This window comes from Sphingopyxis sp. FD7 (assembly GCF_003609835.1).
Classification (GTDB): domain Bacteria; phylum Pseudomonadota; class Alphaproteobacteria; order Sphingomonadales; family Sphingomonadaceae; genus Sphingopyxis.
Genome location: NZ_AP017898.1, coordinates 730,211 through 753,193, shown reverse-complemented (window position 1 = coordinate 753,193; position 22,983 = coordinate 730,211). Strand labels below are relative to the sequence as shown.

Annotated in this window: 20 protein-coding genes; 5 read left to right on the top strand and 15 right to left on the bottom strand. The window is 66.5% G+C overall.

The annotated features are described in order from the left end of the window. Window positions 1-39 precede the first annotated feature (39 nt). Window positions 40-825 (top strand): indole-3-glycerol phosphate synthase TrpC, encoded by a 786-nt coding sequence (gene trpC / locus SPYCA_RS03515; RefSeq protein WP_120218966.1) that lies wholly within the window; start codon window positions 40-42, stop codon window positions 823-825. An 85-nt stretch (window positions 826-910) separates the two neighbouring features. Here the strand turns inward: trpC and SPYCA_RS03510 are convergent, their stop codons facing one another. From SPYCA_RS03510 to aspS, 6 genes are all read right to left on the bottom strand, one after another. Next, window positions 911-1,456, bottom strand: a complete 546-nt coding sequence (locus SPYCA_RS03510; RefSeq protein ID WP_120218965.1) for a J domain-containing protein — start codon at window positions 1,454-1,456, stop codon at window positions 911-913. Window positions 1,457-1,501: 45 nt separating this feature from the next. After that, window positions 1,502-2,287, bottom strand: a complete 786-nt coding sequence (locus SPYCA_RS03505; protein ID WP_120218964.1) for a polyphosphate kinase 2 family protein — start codon at window positions 2,285-2,287, stop codon at window positions 1,502-1,504. 83 nt (window positions 2,288-2,370) lie between these two features. Further along, window positions 2,371-3,237 (bottom strand): alpha/beta fold hydrolase, encoded by an 867-nt coding sequence (locus SPYCA_RS03500; protein WP_232003502.1) that lies wholly within the window; start codon window positions 3,235-3,237, stop codon window positions 2,371-2,373. A gap of 8 nt (window positions 3,238-3,245) precedes the next feature. Then, window positions 3,246-3,632 carry a type II toxin-antitoxin system VapC family toxin gene (locus tag SPYCA_RS03495; RefSeq protein WP_120218962.1) on the bottom strand — a complete coding sequence of 129 codons (387 nt, stop codon included), beginning with the start codon at window positions 3,630-3,632 and terminating at the stop codon, window positions 3,246-3,248. Continuing rightward, the gene (locus tag SPYCA_RS03490) at window positions 3,629-3,952 is read right to left on the bottom strand and encodes a hypothetical protein (RefSeq protein ID WP_120218961.1); all 324 of its coding nucleotides are present in this window, start codon (window positions 3,950-3,952) and stop codon (window positions 3,629-3,631) included. Before SPYCA_RS03490 ends, SPYCA_RS03495 begins: the two co-directional genes overlap by 4 nt. A gap of 37 nt (window positions 3,953-3,989) precedes the next feature. After that, window positions 3,990-5,771 carry an aspartate--tRNA ligase gene (gene aspS / locus SPYCA_RS03485; RefSeq protein ID WP_120218960.1) on the bottom strand — a complete coding sequence of 594 codons (1,782 nt, stop codon included), beginning with the start codon at window positions 5,769-5,771 and terminating at the stop codon, window positions 3,990-3,992. Window positions 5,772-6,062: 291 nt separating this feature from the next. Between aspS and rnd the strand changes: the two genes are divergently transcribed. Further along, window positions 6,063-7,250: a ribonuclease D gene (gene rnd, locus SPYCA_RS03480; protein ID WP_120218959.1), complete on the top strand. Its 1,188-nt coding sequence runs from the start codon at window positions 6,063-6,065 to the stop codon at window positions 7,248-7,250. A gap of 117 nt (window positions 7,251-7,367) precedes the next feature. Here the strand turns inward: rnd and SPYCA_RS03475 are convergent, their stop codons facing one another. Genes SPYCA_RS03475 through SPYCA_RS03460 form a run of 4 tightly spaced genes read right to left on the bottom strand, consistent with a single transcriptional unit; the run spans window position 7,368 to window position 12,984 of the window. Further along, the gene (locus SPYCA_RS03475) at window positions 7,368-8,852 is read right to left on the bottom strand and encodes a Ppx/GppA family phosphatase (protein ID WP_232003500.1); all 1,485 of its coding nucleotides are present in this window, start codon (window positions 8,850-8,852) and stop codon (window positions 7,368-7,370) included. Window positions 8,853-8,863: 11 nt separating this feature from the next. Further along, the gene (locus SPYCA_RS03470; RefSeq protein ID WP_232003498.1) at window positions 8,864-11,038 is read right to left on the bottom strand and encodes an RNA degradosome polyphosphate kinase; all 2,175 of its coding nucleotides are present in this window, start codon (window positions 11,036-11,038) and stop codon (window positions 8,864-8,866) included. A 6-nt stretch (window positions 11,039-11,044) separates the two neighbouring features. After that, entirely contained in the window at window positions 11,045-11,710 is a 666-nt protein-coding gene (locus tag SPYCA_RS03465) for an HdaA/DnaA family protein (protein WP_120218957.1), read from the bottom strand. After that, window positions 11,710-12,984, bottom strand: coding sequence for a heavy-metal-associated domain-containing protein (locus SPYCA_RS03460; RefSeq protein WP_120218956.1), 1,275 nt, complete (start codon window positions 12,982-12,984; stop codon window positions 11,710-11,712). The genes SPYCA_RS03465 and SPYCA_RS03460 overlap by 1 nt, the downstream gene beginning before the upstream one ends. Window positions 12,985-13,069: 85 nt before the next feature. Between SPYCA_RS03460 and purM the strand changes: the two genes are divergently transcribed. Both purM and purN read left to right on the top strand, forming a co-directional pair. Beyond that, on the top strand, window positions 13,070-14,176 hold the full coding sequence (gene purM, locus SPYCA_RS03455; protein ID WP_120218955.1) for a phosphoribosylformylglycinamidine cyclo-ligase: 1,107 nt from the start codon (window positions 13,070-13,072) through the stop codon (window positions 14,174-14,176). Window positions 14,177-14,323: 147 nt separating this feature from the next. Then, window positions 14,324-15,271, top strand: coding sequence for a phosphoribosylglycinamide formyltransferase (gene purN, locus SPYCA_RS03450; protein ID WP_120218954.1), 948 nt, complete (start codon window positions 14,324-14,326; stop codon window positions 15,269-15,271). Window positions 15,272-15,462: 191 nt separating this feature from the next. On the opposite strand, the gene ndk is transcribed toward purN, so the two are convergent. From ndk to SPYCA_RS03435, 3 genes are all read right to left on the bottom strand, one after another. Next, entirely contained in the window at window positions 15,463-15,885 is a 423-nt protein-coding gene (ndk, locus tag SPYCA_RS03445) for a nucleoside-diphosphate kinase (protein ID WP_120218953.1), read from the bottom strand. 86 nt (window positions 15,886-15,971) lie between these two features. Continuing rightward, entirely contained in the window at window positions 15,972-16,421 is a 450-nt protein-coding gene (locus tag SPYCA_RS03440; protein WP_120218952.1) for a DNA polymerase III subunit chi, read from the bottom strand. A 134-nt stretch (window positions 16,422-16,555) separates the two neighbouring features. Further along, entirely contained in the window at window positions 16,556-18,001 is a 1,446-nt protein-coding gene (locus SPYCA_RS03435) for a leucyl aminopeptidase (protein WP_120218951.1), read from the bottom strand. Window positions 18,002-18,133: 132 nt separating this feature from the next. Between SPYCA_RS03435 and SPYCA_RS03430 the strand changes: the two genes are divergently transcribed. After that, window positions 18,134-20,437, top strand: a complete 2,304-nt coding sequence (locus SPYCA_RS03430) for an LPS-assembly protein LptD (protein WP_120218950.1) — start codon at window positions 18,134-18,136, stop codon at window positions 20,435-20,437. Window positions 20,438-20,505: 68 nt separating this feature from the next. Here SPYCA_RS03430 and SPYCA_RS03425 read toward each other — a convergent pair whose 3' ends face one another. Both SPYCA_RS03425 and SPYCA_RS03420 read right to left on the bottom strand, forming a co-directional pair. Further along, window positions 20,506-22,071 carry a long-chain-fatty-acid--CoA ligase gene (locus tag SPYCA_RS03425; protein ID WP_120218949.1) on the bottom strand — a complete coding sequence of 522 codons (1,566 nt, stop codon included), beginning with the start codon at window positions 22,069-22,071 and terminating at the stop codon, window positions 20,506-20,508. A gap of 185 nt (window positions 22,072-22,256) precedes the next feature. Beyond that, window positions 22,257-22,949 carry an alpha/beta fold hydrolase gene (locus SPYCA_RS03420; protein ID WP_120218948.1) on the bottom strand — a complete coding sequence of 231 codons (693 nt, stop codon included), beginning with the start codon at window positions 22,947-22,949 and terminating at the stop codon, window positions 22,257-22,259. Between the last annotated feature and the right edge of the window lie 34 nt (window positions 22,950-22,983).

Here is a 22,983-nt window from a genome sequence, read left to right as displayed (position 1 = left end):
CTTCGCTACGCTCGCAATGACGATAAGTTTGAGCCCGAAATGAACAAACTCACTCAAATCCTCGCCACCAAGGCCGAAGAAGTCGCCGCGCGCCGCGCCCTGCGCTCGCTCGCCGACCTCGACGCGATCGACGCCGGCCCGGTGCGCGGTTTCGCCGCCGCCTTGCGGGCCAAGATCGACGTGGGCGGCTACGCGCTGATCGCCGAGATCAAGAAAGCTTCGCCCTCCAAGGGTTTGATTCGCGAAGATTTCGATCCCGCCGATCATGCGCGCGCCTACGCCGCGGGCGGCGCCGCCTGCCTGTCGGTGCTCACCGACGCGCCCTGGTTTCAGGGGCATGAGGATTATCTGGCCGCCGCGCGCGCCGCCTGCGCGCTGCCCGTGCTGCGCAAGGATTTCATGATCGACCCGTGGCAGGTGGCCGAAGCGCGGTCGATCGGCGCCGACGCGATCCTCATCATCGTCGCGGCGCTGGACGATGGCGCGATGCGCGAGATCGAGGCTGCGGCGATCGAGCGCGGGATGGACGTGCTGGTCGAGGTCCACGACGAAGCCGAACTGGATCGCGCGCTCAGCCAGCTCCAGTCGCGCCTGATCGGCGTCAACAACCGCGATCTTCGCACCTTTGAAACCGACCTAGGCGTGACCGAACGGCTGGCGAAACTCGTCCCGGCGGGCACCTTGCTCGTCGGCGAAAGCGGCATCGCCTCTCATGCCGACTGCCAGCGCCTCGCCGACAGCGGCGTCCGGGCCTTCCTCGTCGGCGAAAGCCTGATGCGTCAGGCCGACGTCACGGCGGCAACAAGGGCGCTGCTCGAAGGCTGAGGCCCGCTTTGGAGTGGGGAGCGGACGTAGCGGCCGTTCCGGGGAGGAACTTATAGGTCCACTTCCGACCGAAACCGGTCGTCCCTCAGGCCGGTTTCCAGCTCTTGCGTTCTTCGGCCTGCTTGAGCACCTCGAACGCCGCCTGCCCCGCCGTGAAGCGCTTTGCGGCTTCGTCGTCGCCGGGCTTGACGTCGGGGTGGCACTCCTTCGCATAGGCGCGCCACGCCTTTTTGGTCGCATCAAAATCGGCGTCGGGGTCGAGGCCCAGGATTTCGAGCGCGCGCATCTCGTCAGCGCTGCGGCTGCCGTCGCCGGCGCCGCCCCAGGCGTAATGTTGGGCACGGGCATAGCTGCGCGCGCCCTGCGCTTCCTCGGCGGCGCGGGCCGCGGCGTCCTCGGCGCTCAGCCCGGCGAAATAGTCCCAGCCGCGATTATATTCGGCAGCGTGGTTTTCGCAGAAATACCAGCGTTCAGGGCTGTTCGGCGATTTGGGTGCGGGGCAATTGCCGGGTTCGGTGCAGCCGTGCCGGTCGCACAGCCGCACCTGCTGCGCCTCGCGCGACGAGCCATAGGGGCGCCAGCGGGGAAACCCCCAGTCGTCGGATCTCTTGGCGCGGCTCATCGGTCCCATGTAGCGACTAGGGCGCCTGATTGCTACCCAAACAGGCCGAAAATCCTAGTCCTTCGGCTTGTAACCGAACGCCTTGGCGGCAAGTTTCACCACCGCGGGGTCGCGTTCAGGCGGCGTCATCGGCACCACGGCCTCCAGCGTGTCGGCAACATGCGTCAGCGCCGCGATGCGCGCCGCCTTCTTATTGTTGCCGTCGATGACTTTCCACGGCGCCCAGCGCGTGTGCGTCTGCGCGAACATATCGTCGATCGCCGCCAGATAGTCGGCGCGCTTCGCCCGGTTGCGATAATCCTCCGTCCCGGTCTTCCACCGCTTCCACGGATGATCGAGCCGATCGGCGAAACGTCTGTCCTGTTCCTCCTGCGTCACATGGACGAACAGCTTGACGAGATGGGTCGCGCTGCCGGTCAGTTGCGCCTCGAACTCGTTGATCTCGTCATAGGCCTTGCGCCACTCGGCCTCGGTCGCGAACCCCTCGACGCGCTCGACGAGCACGCGGCCATACCAGCTGCGGTCGAAGATCGAGATTTCACGCTTGCCGGGCAGCCGTTTCCAGAAACGCCAGAGGAAGTGCCGCGCCTTTTCCTCCTCGGTCGGCGCGCCGATCGGCCACACCTCGAAATAGCGCGGATCGAGCGAGGCGGTGAGCCGCCGGATGATCCCGCCCTTTCCCGCCGCATCCCAGCCCTCGACCATGATGACGCTGCGCTGCGCATGAACGATGTGCGCGGCCTGGAGCCGTTCGAGCCGCTCGGTCAGCGCGTCGAGCGCCCCGGAATAGTCGCCGTCATATTTGGCGCCGGTTTCATAGTCGGAAAGCGAAATGGTCATGCGCCGATCCTAACCAAAGCATGCGCGCGCACCAAGCGCGCCCTGGCGATTGTCAGTTTCTGGGACAGCCGCAGGGGGCTGCGTTACAGCGCGGTGGCGAGCAGCGCGGCAAGGCGCGCGGGCGCCTCCATCGGGATGAAATGGCTCTGGTCGCTCCATTGCTCGTCGCGCACCGCGCCGAGCGCGGCGCCGAGGCCTGGCCAGGTCGGGCTGACCGAAAAGTCAAGATGGCCCGCACGCTCGCCGGTGCGCGCGCGGATCAGGCTGACCGGGGCGGCCATCTGCGGCAGCCAGTCGTGCGGATTGGTGCGCAGCGCATTCTGATAGACCGACGCCTCGAGCGCGGGCGGGCACGCAAGGTCGAAGCCCGCGCCGTCCGCCGCAGGGAGCAGGCCGTGACGGCAATAGTCGGCGAGCACCGACGGCTGCCAGTGCCTATAGGGCGGCCGCGCCGCGAAATGCGCGTCCATCGCCCGCCACCCGTCCCAACGGGCGCGGCGCCGCGCGACGGGATGTTCGGCCGGATCGGGCACCGGCTCGGCCGCGGGACCGGCATAGAGTTGGGGCGCCATGATGACGGGGTCGATCAGGAACAGATGCGCAAAGGCATCCGCACGCACCGCCGCGAGCCGCGTGAGGACATATCCCCCCATGCTGTGCCCGCAGCCGACGAGCGGCATCCCCGCGAAACGATCGACGAGTGGCAGGAGCGCATCGGCAGTGCGCCCCCAATCGGCAAGCGAGGTCGGCTTGGCGCTGCGCCCATGGCCGAGCTGGTCGGGCGCAACGACATGGGTGCCGGGCGGCAGTTCGGCGACGACGGCGTCCCACAACCGCGCATGAAAGCCCGTCGCGTGGAGCAGCAGCAGCGATGGACGGCCCGACGGCGCGCCCCATTCGAACCAGCAGATGTCGCCTTCCGGCGTGGCGAGCCGGTGTTCGTCGGGCATCTGCACTGCTATTCTCTCGCCGCGATCGTGGGCACTCCATAAGCGCCGATCATTGCATCGTCGGTCATAATCGTCGCCGACAGCGCCAGCGACTGCGCAACCAGCATCCGGTCAAAGGGATCGCGGTGAATCAAGGGAAGTTGCTCCAGCAGGTTGAGGTGACCAAGTTCCACGGGCAGAATGGGGATGGCGCTGTCGGCAAGATGCGCGGCAACCAGCGACGCCGTCGCGTCGATCTTTCCCGTCCGGCTTTTGATCGCGACCTCCCACAGCGACACGATGCTGGCGTAAAGCTCATCGTCGTTCCGCTGAAAACAGGCGCGCGCCTTGGGCCCGAGGCGCGGGCTGTCGCCGAGCCACCACAACAGGACATGCGTATCGAGCAGCAACCTCATTCGGGCCAGGGGAGGTCCGAATCCTTGCCTTCAAAGGCATCGATCAGCCAGTCGGGCGTGACGTCGAAATCGTCGGCGATCCAGATCTTGCCCTTGAGCGCGCCCGGCTGGCGCGGCTTGCGGGGTTTGGGCGCGGCGGGCGGCATGGGCGTAAAGCTGGTCGGCATTTCGCGCACTCCCGCCACAGGGGCGGCCTCCGCGCTCCCCAGCTGTTCCAGATAGGCCTTCACCAGCGCCGACAGCGAGGTGCCCAGCTCGGCGGCGCGAATGCGCGCGCGGCGATGGGTTTCCTCGTCGAGGGCAATGGTGACATTCTTCATGTGAAACTGCGTACCACAGTTTCACATGAAGAACAAGTCAGCCCTTCGGTCCGTCAACCAGCCGGATATGCAGTTCGCGAAGCTGTTTTTCCGAAACCGGCGCCGGGGCGCCCATCATCAGGTCTTCGGCCTTCTGGTTCATCGGGAAGACGACGACCTCGCGGATATTGGGCTCGTCGGCGAGCAGCATGACGATGCGGTCGACCCCCGGCGCCGACCCGCCGTGCGGCGGCGCGCCATATTTGAAAGCGTTGATCATGCCCGCGAAACTGGCGTCGACCTCGGCCTGGCTATAGCCCGCGATCTCGAACGCCTTGTACATGATGTCGGGGCGATGGTTGCGGATCGCGCCCGACGACAGTTCGACGCCGTTGCACACGATGTCATATTGCCAGGCGAGAATGTCGAGCGGATCTTGCGTTTCCAGCGCCTCAAGCTCGCCCTGCGGCATCGAGAAGGGATTGTGGCTGAAGTCGATCTTGCCCGTTTCCTCGTCGCGCTCGAACATCGGGAAATCGACGATCCAGCACATTTCAAAGCGGTTCGCGTCGATGAGATCGAGCTGTTCGGCGACGCGCGTGCGCGCGAGGCCCGCGAGCTTTGCCGCCTGCGCTTCCTTGCCCGCGGCGAAGAACAGGCCGTCGTCGGGGCCGAGGGCCAGCTCGGCGGCGAGCGCGTCCATCTTCTCCGCCCCGTGGTTCTTGGCGATCGGGCCGCCCCATTCGCCGCCCTTGCGCGTCGCATAGCCGAGCCCCGCAAAACCCTCGCCCTGCGCCCAGCTGTTCATGTCGTCGAAGAATTTGCGGCTCTTGTCCGCCGTCCCCGGCGCCGGGATCGCGCGCACGACATCGCCCGCCGCGACGATGTCGGCGAAACGGCCGAAGCCCGAACCCGCAAAATGCGCCGAAACGTCGCTGATGATCAGCGGGTTACGAAGGTCGGGTTTGTCATTGCCATATTTGAGCATCGATTCGCGGTAGGGGATGCGCGGAAACGATCCTGCCGGCGTCACCGACTTGCCGTTCGCAAACTCCTCGAACACGCCCGCGAGCACCGGCTCGATCGCGTTGAAGACGTCGTCCTGCGTGACGAAACTCATCTCGAAATCGAGCTGGTAGAACTCGCCGGGCGAACGGTCGGCGCGCGCGTCCTCGTCGCGAAAGCAGGGCGCGATCTGGAAATAGCGGTCGAAACCCGCGACCATCAGCAGTTGCTTGAACATCTGCGGCGCCTGGGGCAGCGCATAGAATTTGCCGGGGTGGACGCGGCTCGGCACCAGATAGTCGCGCGCGCCCTCCGGCGACGAAGCGGTGAGGATCGGCGTCTGATATTCGGTAAAGCCCTGCTCGACCATGCGGCGGCGGAGCGACGCGATCACCTTCGATCGCAGCAGGATGTTCGCGTGCAGCCGCTCGCGGCGCAGGTCGAGGAAACGATATTTCAGGCGGATGTCCTCGGGATAATCCTGTTCGCCCGCGACCGGCAGCGGAAGTTCGGCGGCCGCCGACTGCACCGCCACCTCGCGCGCGCGCACCTCGATCGCGCCCGTGGGCAGATTGGCGTTCACCGTTTCCGCCGACCGCGCGACGACCTGGCCGGTGATCGTCACGACGCTTTCGGCGCGCAGGCCGTCGAGCGTCGCGAAAGCGGCATCGCTCGAGTCCACGACGATCTGCGTCAGGCCATAATGGTCGCGCAGATCGACGAAGAGCAGCCCGCCATGGTCGCGCTTGCGATGCACCCAGCCCGACAGGCGAACAGTCTGGCCGACATGCTCGGCGCGAAGCTGGCCGCAATGATGGGTGCGATAGGCGTGCATTTCATGGTCTTTCGAAGATGAGGGGACATCACGTTTCGCGTGATTTACCGCCGCGCCTAAGGCAGGTCGGGGAGCGATTTGTCAAGGCTTGCCTCATCGTCCGCGTGGCGGCGCGGGCCGTCATCGGCCTTGCTTCACTCTGCGGGCGCCCCACCCCTGCCGAGGCAATGCGTTGCCCGGCAGACCCGCCGCCGCCCTTCAGCGTCACGATCGCGCTTGTTCGTCGAGCAGCGGTCGACCGCCACGCAATTTTTCCTGCCCGTTGGTTCCAACTCGCTGTATAGGCGCGCTATGCAAGTCCATCCGTTGATCGATACCAATGCCGCGCTCGCCCAGTTCTGCGACCTGATCGGGGACAGCGATTTCATCGCGGTCGATACCGAGTTCATGCGCGAAAACACCTTCTGGCCGGAACTCTGCCTGATCCAGGTCGCGAACGCCGAGCATGCCGCGGCTATCGACCCGATGGCAGAGGGCATCGACCTTCAGCCCCTGCTCGACCTGCTCGTCGACAATGAGGATATACTGAAGGTCTTTCACGCGGGCGGACAGGATGTCGAAATCATCTTCAACCTGACGGGCAAGACACCGCACCCGATTTTCGACACGCAGATCGGCCAGATGGCGCTCGGTCAGGCCGAGCAGGTCGGCTATTCGAACCTCGTCGAAGCGTGGCTGGGCGTCCAGCTCGACAAGGGCGCGCGCTTCACCGACTGGAGCCGCCGCCCGCTTGACAAGCGGCAGATCGATTATGCGATCGGCGACGTGACGCACCTGGCCAGGATTTTCCCGATGATGCTCGACAAGCTCATCAAGACCGGCCGCGGGCATTGGCTGGACGAGGAAATGGAAAAGCTGGCCGATCCCGCCAATTACAGCGTCGACCCCGAACAGGCGTGGCAGCGGATCAAGATCCCGTCGCGCAAGCCCGACGTGCTCGGCCGACTGCGCGCGCTCGCCGCATGGCGCGAGCGCGAGGCGCGGAACAAGAATCTGCCGCGCGGCCGCATCGTCAAGGACGAAACGCTCGCCGACCTCGCCGCGCACCCGCCGAAGGACCAGGACGGGCTGGGCCGTGTCCGCGGCCTGTCGGCGACGTGGAAAAGCAACGACATCGGCGCACGGCTGATGGATGCGCTGACGAACGCCAGGCCGCTCGGCAAGGACGACATGCCCGATCGTGCGCCGCGCGGGCCGGGTCTGGGCAAGGAAGGCGCGCTTGTCGCCGACCTGCTCAAGCTGCTCCTGAAAATCCGCGCGCGCGAGCTGAATGTCGCGGCGCGGCTGATCGCGCGGAGCGACGACCTGGAAGCGCTGGCGGCGGGGTCGCGCAAGGGCATCGCGATGATGGAGGGCTGGCGTTACGACGTCTTCGGTCACGCCGCGCTCGACCTGGTCGAAGGGCGCATGGGCTTTGCAGTCAAGAACGGCAAGCTGGTGATGAGCGAGATCGACGCGGCGGTGGCTGCCGAAACATAAGCCGGTGATGGAATAAACATCGCCCCCGCGCAGGCGGGGGGCCGCGAGCGACCTTGCCAGGCACCGAAAGCATGAACCGCCAGCGGCCCCCGCCTTCGCGGGGGTGACTGAGCTCTCCTAAAGCAGCACCAGTTCGGGTTTGGCGCCCATCGCCTGCGCGAGCGAGCGCAGGCGGCGGTCGACCGATTCGCCCGCGAGGTGGTGCCAGCCTTTTTGCAGGCCGAGGATGAGCCGCCCGTCGTCGAGCGCGATGCGGCTCGCCTTCAGCGGCGCCTCGATCCCGCCGGTCAGTCGTTGCGCGAGCCGGATCGCCAGCCCCCATTGCCGCGCCCGCGCGAGCCGATCGGCGCCAACCAGCGTGCCCATCGCGGGAAAATCGCCGTCGGCGCCGCCAAAGCCCGCGTGGAGTGCGCGCGCCAGCAGGATGCGCCCCGGAATGTCGATGCCGCGCCAGTTGCCGTGCAGCCCGATCTCCATCCCGCGTTCGGCGCGGAAATCGGGATTGGCCGACCAGGCGACGTCGCTGAGCAGGCTGGCGGCGAGGCGAACGCGACTGTCGGCGGGCGCCTCGCCGACAAAGAGCGGCGCGATCCATTCGGTGATCGCGCGCCCGTGCGGCGCAAAGCGCGCGAGGCGCCGCCCCTCGAACTCAGCGGCGACGATCAGCGGATCCTGCGCGCGCGTATCAGGGTCGAGCGCCTGATAAAGCAGCCCCTCGCGCAGCCCCGACGAGGAGACGGTCATTGCGGGCACGTCGATGATGTTGGCGAGCGCCGCGAGCAGCGCGGCGGCGTCGGGAAGCGTCGCCGCGCGGTTCGACGCCATGCCGGGGATCGCGCGCAATTCCTCGAAACTCAGCCGCCGCGTCGCGCGCACCAGGCGGCGGAGCGCGGTGCGCGGAAAGCTGTGCTGGTCGAGCACCGCGAGCGGATCATTGGTGAGTTCGAGGTCGAGGCGCGACAGCGCTCGCCACGATCCGCCGACGAGATAGAGCGGCAGTCCGGCCATCCCCCCCGGCCAGCCCGCGGCGCGCAGCATCTTGCGCACCGCGCGCTCAAACGCCTGCTGCCCGTCGCGGCGCAGCGCGGGCAGGCGCAGCACGCCGAGCGGAAAGGAAGCGCGGCGCCCGACCTCGCCATGCGCAACTTCGGCGAGTTCGAGGCTGCCGCCGCCAAGGTCGACCGCGATGCCATGCGCTTCGGGGATCGCCGACAGCACGCCATAACCCGCCGCTTCGGCTTCTTCCTCGCCCGACAGCAGGCGGATCTTGAGCCCCGCTTCCGCGGCGGCGGCGATGAAATCGGGGCCATTTTCGGCATCGCGCACCGCGGCCGTGGCGACGCAGACCAGATCCTTCACCTCCATATGCCGCGCGAGCAGCGCGTAGCGGCGCAGCGCGGTGAGGCCGCGTTCCGCATCGGCCGCCGCGATGCGGCCGTCGGTCGCGAGGCCCCGGCCGAGCCCCGCGGCAACCTTTTCGTTGAAAATCACTGCGGGGGCGCGCGCCGGCCCTTCATAAACGACGAGGCGGACCGAGTTGGATCCGATGTCGATGACCGCCGAACGATGGACCGCCGGTTTCGAGGTGCGGAGCAGGGCCAAGCCGTTTCGTCTCAATCTTTGCGAAGGTCGTAAGCGAGCGTCGGCACGTCCTGACGCTGATGCAGCGCGGTGCCGCGGCCCGACAGCGACGGGTTGTTCATAAAATAATGATGCAGGTTAAAGGGCTTGTCGCCCCGCGCCAGCCGCACCGATGTGCCGTCCGCCTGCAATATCCAGCTTTGTTCATTGTCGATCAGATTGGCGACGAGCACCTGGTCGAGAATCTGGTCGTGGACGGTCGGATTTTCGATCGGGATCATATATTCGACGCGGCGGTCGAAATTGCGCGGCATCCAGTCGGCGCTGGAGATGTAAAGCCGCGCCGCGCGGCTCGGCAACGCTGCGCCATTGGCGAAGGCCCAGACGCGGCTGTGTTCGAGGAAACGCCCGACGACCGACTTGACGCGGATATTGTCGGACAAGCCGGGAACGCCGGGGCGCAGGCAACAGATGCCGCGCACGATCAGTTCGATCGGCACGCCCGCCGCGCTCGCCTCATAGAGCTTGTCGATAATGTCGGGGTCGACGATGCTGTTCATCTTGGCCCACACGCCCGACGGTCGCCCCGCCTTTGCCGCGACGATCTCGGCGTCGATCAACTCACTGAGCTGCTGGCGCATGTTGAGCGGCGACATGGTGATGAGCTCGAGCCTTTCGGGCTCGACATAACCGGTGATGTAGTTGAAGAGTTGCGCCGCGTCGCGCCCCGCGCGCGGGTCGGCGGTGAAGAAGCTCAAATCGGTGTAGATGCGCGCGGTCACGGGATGGTAATTTCCGGTGCCGAAGTGGCAATAGGTGCGATACCCCTGCCCCTCGCGGCGCACGACCATCGAAATCTTGGCGTGCGTCTTCCACTCGATGAAGCCGTAGACGACCTGCACCCCGGCGCGTTCGAGCTGGTTCGCCCACAGGAGATTCTGTTCCTCGTCGAAGCGCGCCTTGAGTTCGACCACCGCGGTCACCGACTTGCCCGCCTCGGCCGCCTCGATCAGCGCGCGGATCACCGGCGACTGGTGACCGGCGCGATAGAGCGTCTGCTTGATCGCGACCACGTCGGGGTCGGCGGCGGCCTGTCGCAGGAAGGACAGGACGACGTCGAAACTTTCATAGGGGTGATGCACGACGATGTCCTTCGACCGGATCGCCGCAAAACAGTCGCCGCCGTGCTCGCGGATGCGCTCGGGAAAGCGGGGCGAATAGGCGGGGAACTTGAGGTCGGGGCGGTCGACGTCGACGAGCGCGGAAAGCGCAGCCAGGCCGATGAAGCCGCCGATCTTGGCGACGATCGCCTCATGCCCCTGAATGTCGGCGCCCAGCACCGCGGCAATCTCCGCCGGCATGTCGGCTTCCAGCTCCATCAGGATCACGCGGCCGCGGCGGCGGCGGCGGATCGCGGTGCGGAACAGGCGGACGAGATCCTCCGCCTCTTCCTCCAGTTCGATGTCGCTGTCGCGGATGATGCGGAACACGCCCAATGAGCGGATCGTGAAGCCGGGAAACAAGAGGTCGCCGAACAGTTCGATCAGATATTCGATCGGAACGAAACCGCTCGCCTCGCCAGGCACCGGGACAAAGCGCGGCAGCGACGCGGGGATCATCACCAGTTCGAGAACGGTGTCGCCGCTGGCGCGGCGCTGAAGGTCGAAAATCACACCGAGGCCGCGATTGGGAATGAAAGGAAAGGGGTGCGCCGGATCGAGCACCTGCGGCGTCAGAATCGGGAAAATCTGGTCGATGAAATACTGGCGCAGACTGGCGCGCAGCGCCTCCTTGTCCGATCCCGCGCCGTGGACGACGATCCCCTGTTCGGCGAGCTGGCGATTGAGCAATTGCCACTCGCTCTGCTGCTGGTCGACGAGGCGGTTCACCTCGGCCTCGATCTCGGCGAGTTGCTGCCCCGGCGAGCGGCCGTCGGCGGAGGGATCGTCGATCCCCTGCAACTGCTGCCCCTTCAGCCCCGCGACGCGGACCATGAAAAACTCGTCGAGGTTGCTGCCCGAAATCGACAGGAAACGCAGGCGTTCGAGCAGCGGATGCGCGGGATTGCGCGCCTCCTCCATCACCCGCCGGTTGAAGGCGAGCCACGACAGTTCACGATTGAAAAAGCGTTCGGGGCCGAAACAGGGTGGCGGCGCGGCGGCCACGGGATCGTTGTCGGCGCGGAGCGGCTGGCCGGTCATCGACATTGGTTGTCATCCTGCCTTTGCGGAGCGCGAATCCCGCTCCAGGAGATCGGGGTCGATCAGCCCTTGTGACAGCAATGTTTCACGCGCGAGACGGACGCCAAGCCGCCGCCCCTGTTCGAGCGACGCGGCGTCGAGCGCCGCGACGACGCGGTGGATCGTGGCATAGCTGCGCTCCATCCGCGGCACGATATAGGAGGCGACGCCTGGCGCAAGCGCGACGCCGCGCTGTGCGAAGAGCGCTTCGATCAGGTCGCGCGCGAGGCAGTCGTCGGGCTCGCCGATGACGAGAACCGGCACCGCGGCAAGGCGCGAACGGAGGTCGGGCAGCGCGACATTCCATTCGGCGGGCGGCGCGTCGGCGATGATCAGCAGCGGCGACCCGCTCGCCTGCGCGGCGTTCCAGGCGTGGAACAGCTCTTCCTCGCTGACGCTGGCCTGGCCGTCGATCACGCGACCGCCGGTGTCGCGCGCGAACAGCCGCCCCATCAGGCTGCGGCCCGAACCGCGCGGCCCGGTGAGCACGGCGGTGCGCACGGGCCAGGTTGCAACGTGGCGCAGATAACGCACCGCATCGGCGTTGCTGGTGCCGATGACGAGCGGGCCGTCGTTCGCGCCGCCCGCGCTCCAGTCGAGCGGCAGCGCGATCTGGCCGGAGGGCACGCGCGCGGCCATCAGCGGCTGATCCGGAGCTGGCCGCCGCCTTCCTGCACGGTGAAGCCGCGCGCCGCCAGCGCCGCGCGCAGCGCCGCCAGGTCGCCGCGGAAGGTGACGCGCATCACCGACGTCCCGCCGAGCGCGAGGCTGGTCGTCGATGCCGACTGGACCCCCGCCGCGGCGGCGACCGCACGCTCGGTCGCGGTGACCGATTCGACATCGGGCGAGCTATATTGGACGGTGAAGCTCTGCACCCCGGCGGGCGGCGTTGCGGGCACGCTGCCGTCGGTTTCGGCGGGCAGCGCGTCCGCGTCGTCCGCGCTCGTCTCTTCCGGCAGATCCTCGCGCTCGATCGTCTTTTCGAGGACGAGATAGGTGTCGGTGCGCAGCACGCCCGATTCCAGCGCCTCGGTATAGATGCGATCCATCCGCGCGACCGCCTTTTCCATCATGTCGGGCAGCGCGGCGGGGCTGGGTCCGGTCATGGTGAAGCTGGCTATATATTTGTTGTCGGGACCGAAGCGCGCGGTGAAGTGGCCGCGGATCGGGCCGCCGGGCCAGGCATATTCGACGCGCGCAATGGGGATCAGCACGTCGGCGGCGCCATATTGATCGAGGATCACGCGCCACCACACGCGGCCGCGGCGGCCGATCTGCCCCGGATTGAGCAGCAGAGTGTCGGCGCCCGTCCCCGCGGTGCGGACATAGTCGATCGCGCTTTGCCCCGTGTTATATTCGGCCCAGGCGCGTTGCCAGGCGCTGCGCTGCTCGAACACCTGCTGGATGCCGTCGACCGAATAGACAGGGATGACGAGCAGCGGCGGCGAGCGCAGCGTGCGCCCGCTGACGCCCAGAATCTGCCCCGCGCGCACGCGGTCGAACTGGACGCCGAGCCGGGCTACATAGCGGCGCGGGCCGATCTGTTCGTCCTCGACGATGATCGCGGTGACGATGCCGTCGAGCACCGAATCGCTGAGCGCCGGGCCGTCGGTGCCGTTGAGGCGGCGATAGAGCTGGGCCCAGCCCCGCCGCTGCGCCTCGCGCCAGCCCTTTGTCCGCGCGTCGTCGGCATTGTCGCCGGTGACGTCGACGCGGATGCCGCTCGCAAGGAAATCGCCGCTCGAATTGATCGGCGTGATGCCGCGATTGCCGCGCGTGATCTGCCCGTCGACGATTCCGGCGAGCAGGATCGCAAGGAAAAGCCCGACAAGCGCAGCCCAGCGCCAGTCGCGGCCTTGCAGAATGCCCAAGGAAAGGCGCGGTGCGAAGCGGGGGAAAGCGGCCGAAATCATATCTTCTCTATGCTCTGCCCAAAAGCGCGGGCCCCGACAAGGAAATCATGGCATTTGTCGGCCGGAAGCGTTAGTCGCGCGGGCCATGGATTCCAAGCAGAACAAACCCGCCGCCTACACCTATGCCGGTGCCGGCGTGTCGATCGAGACCGGCAATGCGCTGGTCCGTGCCATCGCCCCGCTGGCCCGTGCCACGCGGCGGCCGGGCGCCGATGCCGACCTCGGCGGCTTTGGCGGCTTCTTCGACCTGAAGGCCGCGGGATTCAACGACCCGCTGCTGGTGGCGGCGAACGATGGTGTAGGCACCAAGCTGAAGCTCGCGATCGAATCGGGCCGCCACGATGGCGTCGGCATCGACCTGGTCGCGATGTGCGCCAACGACCTGATCGTCCAAGGCGCCGAGCCGCTGTTTTTCCTCGATTATTACGCGACGGGCAAGCTCGACAAGACACAAGCGACCGCCGTGGTCGCAAGCATCGCCCATGGGTGCAAGCAGGCGGGATGCGCGCTGATCGGCGGCGAGACCGCGGAAATGCCGGGCATGTATTCGGACGGCGACTATGACCTTGCGGGCTTTTGCGTCGGCGCGGTCGAGCGCGACCAGGTGCTTACCGCCGACAAGGTTGCGGCGGGCGACATCATCCTTGGCCTCGCCTCGTCGGGTGTCCACTCGAACGGCTTTTCGCTCGTGCGGCGGCTCGCTGCGGACAAGGGCTGGAAGCTCGACCGTCCGGCGCTGTTCGACCAGACTGTCTTGCTGATCGACGCGCTGATGGCGCCGACGCGCATCTATGTGAAGAGCCTGCTCCCGCTCGTGAAGACGGGCAGGATTCACGCGCTCGCGCATATCACCGGCGGCGGATTACTCGAGAATATCCCGCGCGTGCTGCCGCAAACCCTTCATGCGCATGTCGACGCCGACGCGTGGGAGCAGCCGCGGCTGATGGCGTTCCTGCAGGCACAAGGAAATATCGAGCCCGAAGAAATGGCGCGGACGTTCAACTGCGGCATCGGCATGGCGGTTGTCGTCGCCGAGGCCGATGTTGACGCGGTTACAAGGGCGCTGACCGAAGCAGGCGAAACGGTGTTCCGGGTGGGTCATATCGCCGAGGGGACCAAGGGCTGTACCGTCAGCGGCAGCGCCGAAACCTGGAGCGCGCGCGCGGCGTGGAGCGCGACGCATAATGCGTAGGTTCCTCCCCGGCACGGGGAGGGGGACCATCCGCAGGATGGTGGAGGGGCACGCGCAGATCTGTGCGGCCTTTCGAGATCAGCCGGTCCAGCCTGTACCCCTCCACCAGCTTCGCTGGTCCCCCTCTCCGTTCCGGGGAGGATCGGCATGAAAGCCAAGGTCGCCGTCCTCATCTCCGGCGCCGGAACCAATATGGCGGCGCTGCTTTACGCCGCGAAAGCCGAAACCTGTCCCTATGAACTGGTGCTCGTCGCGAGCAACGACCCAGGCGCACCGGGGCTGAAAATCGCTGAGGCCGAGGGGATTGCGACCTGGGCGCATTCGCACAAGGGGCTGACGCGCGACGCCTTCGACGCGCTGGTCGATGAACAATTGCGCGCCGTTGGCGCCGAATATGTCGCGCTCGCGGGCTATATGCGCATATTGTCGGACGCTTTCGTTGCCCGCTGGACGGGGCGGATGCTCAACATCCACCCCAGCCTGCTGCCGAAATACAAGGGCCTCAATACCCACCAGCAAGCCATCGACGCGGGCGATGCGTTCGGCGGATGCAGCGTGCATGTCGTGACCCCCGCGCTCGACGACGGCCCGGTGCTCGCGCAAACCCCAGTTGCGATCGTGCCCGGCGACACGCCCGAAACATTGGCGGCGCGCGTGCGCTTTGCCGAGCATCAGCTCTATCCTGCGGCGCTCGCCACCTTTGTCACGCGCGAACGCTCGCCCGATTATCTGCGCGCCCGCGTGCGCGAGCTGGCGCTGGCGCTGCCCGAAAGCGACGAGGTGACGTCGCATGGGATGCCCTGCTTCGGGATCGTCAAGGGCAAGAAGTTCGCCTATTTTACCGAAGACCATCATGGCGACGGCAAGATCGCGTTGCTGGTCAAGATCAGCGGCGGCGACGAGCAGGCGGCGCTGATCGAAATGGACGGCGACCGCTATTACCGCCCCGCCTATTTCGGCGACGGCTGGATCGGCATCCGCCTCGACCTCCGCGACACCGACTGGGACGCGATCGCCGAATGGCTGCGCAAGAGCTGGCTGGCGGTCGCGCCGAAGAAACTGGCGGGGCTGATGGCGGTGGCGGAGGATTTCTGACAAAAAAGACCGCCGGATCGCCCCGGCGGCCTTTTCGTCAACTCCACAGTTTTCCGAATGCCGTCACCCTGAACTTGTTTCAGGGCCCATGGCCGGTGCCATCGTCAGACGCAGCGCCTAACGCGCGGCCGGGCCATGGATGCCGAAACAGCGAGGCCATCGCCGCAGCCAGCATGACGCGGAATAGAGGGTCAGCCCACAATCTCTTCGGGCTTGAAGAAATAGGCAATTTCGATCGCGGCATTTTCGTCGCTGTCCGAACCGTGGACCGAATTGGCCTCAATGCTCTCCGCAAAGGTCTTGCGGATCGTGCCTTCGGCGGCGTCGGCGGGGTTGGTCGCGCCCATCACGTCGCGGTTGCGCTTCACGGCGTCTTCTCCCTCGAGCACCTGGACGACGACCGGACCGGAAATCATGAAGCTGACCAGTTCGCCGAAGAAGGGGCGTTCCTTGTGAACGGCGTAAAAGCCCTCGGCCTGTTCGCGGGTCATGTGGATACGCTTCGACGCGACAACGCGAAGGCCCGCGTCTTCCAGCATCTTGGTGACGGCGCCGGTCAGGTTGCGGCGCGTCGCGTCGGGCTTGATGATCGAGAAAGTGCGGGTGACCGCCATGGGAAAGCTCCTGCGATGTTATGGTTTGCGATGCGCGCGCCTCTAGCCGCGCTTTGGCTGTCCCGCAAGGACCGAACGGCCGACGGTCAGGGCCCTTCGGACCAGCGGCCGCCTTCGTCCTGTTTCCAGAAGCGGTTATCGACATCCTCACGCGCCGCGAGCACCCGCCAGGTCGCGCGCGCATCGTCGATACGGCTGTTGTCGAAGAGGAAGAAAATGCGATCGAACGCCAGCGCCGCGTCGCGCCATTCGCCGTCGGCCAGCGCAAGGTGGGTTGCGCCATTGGGCGGCGACGCGTCGAGCGTGCCGGCGAGCAAAATCGGCTCGATGGCTTCGTCCGGTGATCCCGCATGGCCGTGCGGCAGGAAACTCGCTGGATTTGCCGTCCACAGCGCAGCGTCGATATCCTGCCGCTGCATCGCGGTGGCGGCGACCACCAGCAGGCGCTGGCCATTGCCGAGGACGCGCGCCGCGAGCGCGGGGAGCACCCGTTCGACGGGATCGCGGGTCAGGCGGTAGAAGTCGACGCGGGGCATGATTATCCCACCATCGTCATTGCGACCCCGGACTTGATCCGGGGGAAGCAATCTCCGGCCCGCAGCCTTGCGCAAGGCTGATAGCTGGGGATTGCCGCGTCGCTTCGCTCCTCGCAATGACGGGCATCAGAGCATCACCCCTCGTGCTTCGCCGCGATATAGCGGTCGAGCAGGCGCACGCCATAGCCGGTCGCGCCCTTGGCATAGACGGGGCCGTCCTTGTCGGCCCAGGCCATGCCCGCGATGTCGAGATGCGCCCAGGCGACGCCTTCGTCGACAAAGCGTTTCAGGAACTGCGCCGCGGTTATCGATCCGCCCTCGCGCGGACCGATGTTCTTCATGTCGGCGATCGGGCTGTCGATCAGCTTGTCGTAGGCGGGCGACAGCGGGAAGCGCCACAGCTTGTTGTTCGACGCCTCGCCCGCGGCGATAAGGTCGGCGGCGAGCGTCTCGTCGTTCGCGAACAGGCCCGCATATTCGTGGCCGAGCGAAATGACCATCGCGCCGGTCAGGGTCGCGAGGTCAACGATCACCTTGGGATCATAGGCCTTTTGCGCCCAGCTGATCGCGTCGCAGAGGACGAGGCGGCCCTCCGCGTCGGTGTTGAGCACCTCGACCGTCTGCCCCGACATGGTGGTGACGATGTCGCCGGGGCGCATCGCATTGCCGTCGGGCATATTTTCGACCAGGCCGACGACGCCGACGACATTCGCTTTCGCCCTGCGCCCCGCGATCGCCTTCATCGCACCCGCGACGGCGCCCGCGCCGCCCATGTCCCATTTCATCATGTCCATGCCGGGGCCGGGTTTCAGGCTGATGCCGCCGGTGTCGAAGGTGACGCCCTTGCCGATGAAGACGACCGGCGCGTCGCCCGCATTGCCCCCGTTCCAGCGCATCGCGAGCAGTCGCGGCGGGCGCGTCGAGCCTTGCGCGACGCCGAGCAGCGCGCCCATGCCGAGCGCTTTCATCTGGCGTTCGTCGAGCACCTCCAGTTCGACGCCAAGGTCGGCGAGATGCTGGCAGCGTTCGACGAAGCTTTCAGGATAGAGGATGTTCGGCGGCTCGGCGACGAGCGTCTGGGTGAAGGCGACACCCTCGGCAATGGCTTCATTCGCCGCCCAGCGCGCCGACAGGTCGCCGTGCGGCGATGCGATCGTCACCGTTTTCAGCGTCGGCTTCGCCTTGTCGGCAAGGCGGGTGCGATAGGTGTCGAGCCGCCAGTTCCTGAGCCGCGCGCCCATCGCAAAGGCGAGAACATCGTCGGCGTCGCTCGGCCCCGTGCCCGCGAAATCGACATGAACCTGCGTCGCGCCGCTCGTCTGAAGCTTTGCGGTGAGCGCCGCGCCGCCGCGTTCGAGGTCATGCTCGCTGCCCTCGCCGATACCGACGAGCAGCAGGCGCTTTGCCTGCTCACCGTCGAGCGCCGCGGTTTCGGCGATGCTGCCTGCCGACCCGTCGAAACGCGCCTGCGCCGCGGCGGCGCCGAGGAGCGCGCCGAGCGCCCCCGCCTCGCCCTTGCGGACGGGGAAAGCGACGACGTCGGCAGACGCGTCGATTTGCGCGACAAACTGAATGTCCATGCCTTAACTTTCTTATGCGATGATTGATTGGAACGTGCCGGACCGATAGGGGTTTCGCCTGCGAGTTGCAAAAACAAAGCGGCCGGTCCAAGCCGGGAAACGTCGATAGTGGGTTCGGGACAAAGGGATTAAATGAGCTGGACTTTGTTCCATCGGGCGGCGCTTGCCCGGCCGTTCTGGCTGGCGACGGCAAGCGGACTGGCGCTGGCGGCGAGCCCCGTGCTCGCCCAGGGCGCCCCGAATCGGACCGCTGCGCCGGACATTGCGGCCGAGCCCGACCTGCAAACCCCGGACCTTCCGCCCGCCCCCGCCGACGCGCCCGAAACGGCGGGCGAGCAGCAGATCGGCTTTGCCGCCGATAACCTGAATTACGACGGCGAGGCCGATGTCGTCGTCGCCGAGGGCAATGTCCTGATGAACCGCGACGCAATCGAGATGCGCGCGGACAGGGTGACGTGGAACCGCACGACGGGCCAGGTGGTTGCCGAGGGCAATGTGATGATCCGCAACCCCGAAGGCGACACCGCCTATGGCGAACGGATCGAGCTGACGGACAGCCTGCGCGACGGCGTGGTCGAGAACCTGCTCGTCGTGCTCGACAATGGCGCACGGCTTGCCGCGGTGAAGGGCACGCGCTTCGACAACGGCAATATCGAGCTGGAGAACGCCGCCTATACGCCATGTCCCGTCGAGGATGAGGCGGGGTGCCCCAAGAATCCGAGCTGGCAGATCCGCGCCGTGCGCGTGATATATGATCGCGAAAAGAACAAGATCCGATACAAGGGCGCGCGCGTCGAGATTTTCGGCCTGCCGCTGATCCCGCTGCCGGGGCTCAGCCATCCCGCGAACCGCGAGGCGGGGAGCGGCATCCTGGTCCCCGAAATCCGCCTCGACCGCAGCAACGGGTTCGAGATTGCGGTGCCCTATTATATCCGCCTCGCGCCCGACCGCGACGTGACGATCACGCCGCACCTCTACACCGATGCGGCGCCGATGCTGGAGGGCGAGTTTCGCGCGCTCACCGACATCGGCTCGTTTCGCGTCAACGGCTATGCGACCTATGGCTCGCTCGTCCCGCTGGTCGGCGAAGACCCCGACAGGCAGAAACGTTTTCGCGGCTATCTGGAAAGTGTCGGCCGGTTCCAGTTCGACCCGCGCTGGAGCCTCAGCTATTCGGGGCGCATCGCCACCGACCGCACTTTCATGCGCCGCTATGACATCAGCCGCGACGACCGGCTGCGCTCGACCTTCGAGCTCGAACGCATCGGCGGCAATTCCTATCTGTCGATTGCGGGTTGGGCAACGCAGACACTGCGCGTCAACGATGTGCAGGGGCAACAGCCGGTCGCGCTGCCGATCATCGACTATCGCCAGCGGCTCGACGATCCGATTTTTGGCGGGCAGTTCGAGCTACAGCTGAACACGCTCGCGATCGGGCGCACCGCCGGGCAGGATACGCAGCGGGCCTTTGCCGGGGCGCAGTGGAATCTGCGCGGACTGACCCCGCTGGGGCAGGAAGTGACCTTGACCGCGCTGGTGCGCGGCGATGTCTATCACAGCGACGAAAATCCGTTGACCGCGATCCCCGGCTATCGCGGCAAGTCGGGATGGCAGGCGCGCGGCATTGCGGCGGTAGCCGCCGATATGCGCTGGCCCTTTATCGGCGAGTTCGCAGGGGGGACGCAGACGCTGACCCCGCGCATCCAGATCGTGGCGACGCCGCCGATCAAGAATATGGATATTCCGAACGAGGATTCGCGCGCCTTTGACCTTGAGGACAGCAATATCTTCGCGATCAACCGCTTCAACGGCCACGACCGGTTCGAGGATGGCGCGCGCGTCACCTATGGCGTCGAGTGGAATTACAGTCGGCCGGGGTTCAGCATCAACAGCATCGTCGGGCAAAGCTACCGCCTGACCGACAAGCCCAGCCTGTTTCCCGACGGCACGGGGTTGACCGACCGCACGTCGGACATCGTCGGGCGCACGACGATCGCCTACAGGGACTTCCTGCGCCTCACGCACCGTTTCCGGCTCGACAAGGACAATCTGGCGGTGCGCCGCAACGAGTTCGACGCAACGATCGGCAACCGGTCGACCTATGCCGTGATCGGCTATTCACGGCTCAATCGCGACATCTTGCTGCTCGGCGAGGATTTGCAGGACCGCGAGGAAGTGCGCGCGGGCGGGCGCGTCGCGGTGGCGCGCAACTGGTCGATCTTCGGATCGGCGATCGTCGACCTCACCAGTCGCAACGACGACCCGCTGGCGCAGGCCGACGGTTTCGAGCCGATCCGTCACCGGCTCGGTATCGCCTATGACGACGAATGCCTGTCGATCGCGCTGACCTGGCGCCGCGATTATGCCGACACGGGCGACGCGCGGCGTGGGAACAGCTTTTCATTCCGCGTGGCGTTCCGCAATCTGGGGTTCTGAGGTTTCATCTTCCCGCATTATCGTCATTCCGGCGAAGGCCGGGATGACGGATAAGCGATACCAGAAGGTCACCCCACCGCGCGGTCGCGGCCTTCCCAATAAGGCGCGCGCAGTTCGCGGCGGAGCACCTTGCCCGACGGATTGCGCGGCAGCGCGTCGATGAACTCGATGCTTTTGGGCACCTTGTACGCCGCGATGCGCTCGCGCGCCCAGGCGATGATCGCAGCGGGGTCGGGCGCCGTGCCCGCGGCGGGAACGACCAGCGCCTTCACCCCCTCGCCCCATTTGTCGTCGGGGACGCCGATCACCGCGACATCGGCAACGCCCGGACAGCCCATGATCGCGCTTTCGACCTCGGCCGGATAGACATTTTCGCCGCCCGACACGATCATGTCCTTGATCCGGTCGTGGACGTAATAAAAGCCGTCGGCGTCGCGGTAACCAACATCGCCGGTGTGGAGCCAGCCGCCTGCCAGCGTCTCCTCGGTCGCGCTCGCGCGGTTCCAATAGCCCTTCATCACGATGCCGCCGCGGATCGCGATCTCGCCGATCTCGCCGTCGCCAAGCTCCTTCCCCTCGCCATCGAGGATCGCCATTTCGACCCCCGGCCACGGCTGGCCGCAAGAGGTGAGCTTGCCGGGCAGGTCGTGCGCGGCGGGCGAAAGATAGGAGCCGCCGCCTGCCGACTCGGTCATCCCGTAAAATTGCACGAAATCGCAGCCGAAGGTCGCCCGCGCGCGGCGCAGCACATCTTCGGCGATCGGCGAGGCGCCGTAAGCGATCGACTTGAGCTGCGGATAGCCGCCCACACCCGCTGATGGATCGAGCAGCATCATCTGGATCATCGCGGGGGCAAGGAAGGCGTGCGCGACATCCTCCTCGCGCAGCATCCGCACTGCCTCGGCGGCGGTGAAATCCCTGACGAGCACGAGCCGTCCGCCCTGCGCCAGCCCCGAGAAGCTGACGTTGGTGCCCGCGACATGGAAGAGCGGCATGACGATCATCACCGTTTCATCCTCGCCATAAGCAAAACCGTCCACGCGCGTCGCCGCTTCCAGGAAGGTGCGATAATTGGCGTTGGTCAGCACGACGCCCTTCGGCAGTCCGGTGGTGCCACTGGTATAGAGCTGAAGCACATCGTCGGCGAGCTGCGGCGGATCGGCTGGCGGCGCATCGGATGCGTCGCCGAGCCACCTATCGAAGGGTTCAAACGCCGGATGTTCGCCATAAAGCGCGATCAGGCGGGGCGGCGCCGCCAGATCGGCCACGGCCGCGAGCGCGCAGTCGAAGAAATCCTCGCCGACGAAAAGCAGCTTCGGCCCGGCATCACCCAGGATGAAGGCAATCTCCGCGGGCGCGAGGCGGCAATTGATCGGCGCGAAGCAGGCGCGGGCGCGCGCGGTGCCGAAGAAAAGCGGATACCAGCTGTCGTGGTTCTTGGTGAGCGCCGACACGCGGTCGCCGGGCGCGATGCCCGCCGCGATCAGCGAATGGGCGACGCGGTTCGACGCCGCATCGAGCGCGGCGAAGCTTGTCTCGCGTGTTCCGAACTTCACCGCCGTCGCCTGCCCGCGCGCGCGCGCCTGCGCCGCCGGAATATCCGCCAGCGTCCGGATGGCCTCCAGGTCGATCATCTCGCTCTCCCGCGCCCTTCTCGGGCTGAATTAGATAGAATACTAAGCAAATATCCGGCCGGCCAGAAAATGCAGGGGGACCGGCCTTGTTCGATCGCCCCATATTGCCGACAACAATCGTCGGAAGCTACCCCGCCCGGCGGGCTGATCGTGCGATGAGCGCAGCGCCGAAGCAATGACGACTGTTATGCGCCGATGAAATCGGTCAGCAACGGCACCACCACCTCGGGTGCCTCGATAGTCGGCAGATGTCCGGTCCCCGCGATCACCTCCAGCCGCGCTCCCGGTATCGCCTCCAGCATCTCCTCGTGATGCGCGCGGCTGGTGATGCCGTCCTGCTCGCCCCGGATCAGCAGGGTCGGCACCGCGATCTCATGCAGGCGCGGGCGGCTGTCGATGCGCGCCATGATCGCGCGCTGCTGCGCAAGGAAGGTGTCGGCGCCGGTGTCGGCCGCCATTTCCCGCGCGATGGCGAGCAGGCGTTCGTCGCCGCGCTTTGCTTCGGGAAAGAGCATGGGGATGCGCTCCTCGACGACCTGATCGAACCGGCCGCTTTGCACCAGATCGATATAGCCCTGCCGCCGCGCGGTCTGCGCGGGCCCGTCGGCCGAGGCGAGCGTCGAAATGAGCGCGAGCTTCGCGACGCGTTCGGGCGCGCGGCGCATCACCTCGAACGCGACGAAGCCGCCCATGGCGTGCGCGACCAGTATGAATCTCGGCGGCGCCGTGTCGAGCAGGCGCTGTGCGAAGCCCGCTATCGTGTCGTCGCGCCGATTGTCGGCGACGATGACGTCGCGGTCGGGCCACGCATCGAGCAAGGGTTGCCAGACGGCATCGGTGAGCAGCTGGCCGGTGATGAGGACGATGGGGAGGGACATTCATTCAATCCTTAAACTTCGTCATTGCGAGCGA